The 2,125-nt window shown below is 67.8% G+C and carries 1 protein-coding gene; it reads right to left on the bottom strand.

Annotation, left to right across the window (positions count from 1 at the left end; translation table 11 throughout):
• Positions 1–9 precede the first annotated feature (9 nt).
• A partial coding sequence (locus DZA62_RS35195; RefSeq protein WP_157988112.1) for a (Fe-S)-binding protein occupies positions 10–2,125 on the bottom strand: 2,116 nt, incomplete at its 5' end.

The raw sequence follows: 2,125 nt of genomic DNA, 5'->3' as shown, positions 1-2,125 counted from the left end.
GACCAGGTGTCAGGAGCCGCGTTGGACGGCGGCGAGGAGGAGTTGGGCGACGTCGAGGACTTCGACGTTCTCGCCGCGGCCGGTGGCCTGGGCCTCGGTGAGGCCGTCGGAGAGCATGACGCGGCAGAACGGGCAGCCGACGGCGATGGTGTCGGCGCCGGTGTCGAGTGCTTCGGTGGTGCGGGTGGTGTTGATGCGGGTGCCGATGCGCTCTTCCATCCACATGCGGGCGCCGCCGGCGCCGCAGCAGAACGAGTTCTGCTGGTTGCGGGGCATCTCGCGCAGCTCGACGCCGGGCAGGGCCTGCACGAGTTCGCGGGGCGGGGTGTAGACCTGGTTGTGCCGGCCCAGGTAGCAGGGGTCGTGGTAGGTGACCGGCCGCCCCGCGATCTGGGCGTCGCCGGCGGGCGCGACCGGGGTCAGCTTCCCCTCGCGGACGAGGCGGTTGAGCAGTTGGGTGTGGTGCACGACCTCGAGTTCCAGACCGAGCTGGGAGTACTCGTTCTTGATGGTGTTGAAGCAGTGCGCGCAGGTCGACACCACCCGCACCGCCTTCGACTCGCGCAGCACGTCGATGTTCTGCGCGGCCAGCTGCTGGTAGAGGAACTCGTTCCCGGACCGGCGGGCGGGGTCGCCGGTGCAGGTCTCGCCGTCACCGAGCACCGCGAACGACACCCCCGCGGTGTGCAGCAGTTCCGCGACGGCCTGGGTGGTCTTCTTCGCCCGGTCCTCGAACGCGCCCGCGCAGCCGACCCAGAACAACCACTCCACCTGCGTCAGGTCGTCGACATCGACACCGACCTGGCGGACCGGGAACGACAGGCCCTGCGCCCAGTCCATCCGCTTGGACGCGTTCACCCCCCACGGGTTGCCGGCCTTCTCCAGGTTCTTGAACAGGCCATTGAGTTCGGACGGGAACTCGGACTCGATCAGCGACTGGTAGCGGCGCAGGTCCAGGATGTGATCGACGTGCTCGATGTCGACCGGGCACTGCTCCACACACGCCCCGCACGTGGTGCACGACCACAACACGTCCGGATCGATCACCCCGCCGGCGTCGACCGGCCCGACCAGCGGCCGCTCGGCCTCGGCCTTCGCCGACTCGTCACCGGCCAGCAGGTACGGCGCCTTCGCGTACGCGTGATCACGCAGCGCCGTCACGAACAACTTCGGCGACAACGGCTTGTCGGTGTTCCACGCCGGGCACTGCGACTGACACCGCCCACACTCGGTGCAGGTGGAGAAATCGAGCAACCCCTTCCAGGAGAAGTCCTCGACCTTCCCCACCCCCAGCGACGCGTCCTCGTCCAGGTCGTCCAACGCCTCGAAATCGACCGGCTCACCCTTGACCGTGAGCGGCTTCGCCGCACCCAGCGCCGGACCACCCGCGGGATCGCGTTTGAACCAGATGTTGAAGAACGCCAACCCCCGATGCCACGCCACCCCCATCGTCAGGTTCCACGCGATCACGGTGAAGAACAACCACGACACCGTGATCTTCACCGCCGCCACCACGTGCACCGTCAACTCGACATCGCCCGTCGCCACCCCGGAGAACCAGGACCCGATGAACGCCGTCAACGGGAAATGCCACACATCGCCGAACAGCCGGTACTCCAACCCGCGCAGCACCAGGATGCTCACCGCGATCGTCGCGATGGTGAACTCGACGTAGTACGCCTGCCAGAACGTCGACCCGAAGAACCGCGACCCACGACCCAGCCGCCGCGGATGCGACCACTGCCGCACCACCGCCAACACACCGATCCCCAGCAGCGTCGCCCACGCGATCGCCTCGGTCGCCCACTCGAACACGATCCAGTGCCCGATCAGCGGCAACGCGAAACGCGCATCGAACAACTGCCCATACGCCGTCACCAACGTGAAGAACAACGCGAAGAACCCGACCATCACGAACCAGTGCGCCACAGCCACCACCGGCCGCTTCGCCATCTTCGTATGACCCAGGAACTCACGCACCAGAGTGCGGGTCCGGGCGGACGGGTTCAGCTTGCGGCCCGGCGCCGGCCCACCCAACCGGATCACCCGCACCAACCGCACCACCGCGTCGGTGAACACCACCAACGCCAACACCGTCACCCCGAGGGCGACAACGACCGCGACG

This window comes from Jiangella endophytica (assembly GCF_003427025.1).
Classification (GTDB): domain Bacteria; phylum Actinomycetota; class Actinomycetes; order Jiangellales; family Jiangellaceae; genus Jiangella; species Jiangella endophytica.
This window is presented reverse-complemented; position numbering and strand designations above follow the sequence as displayed.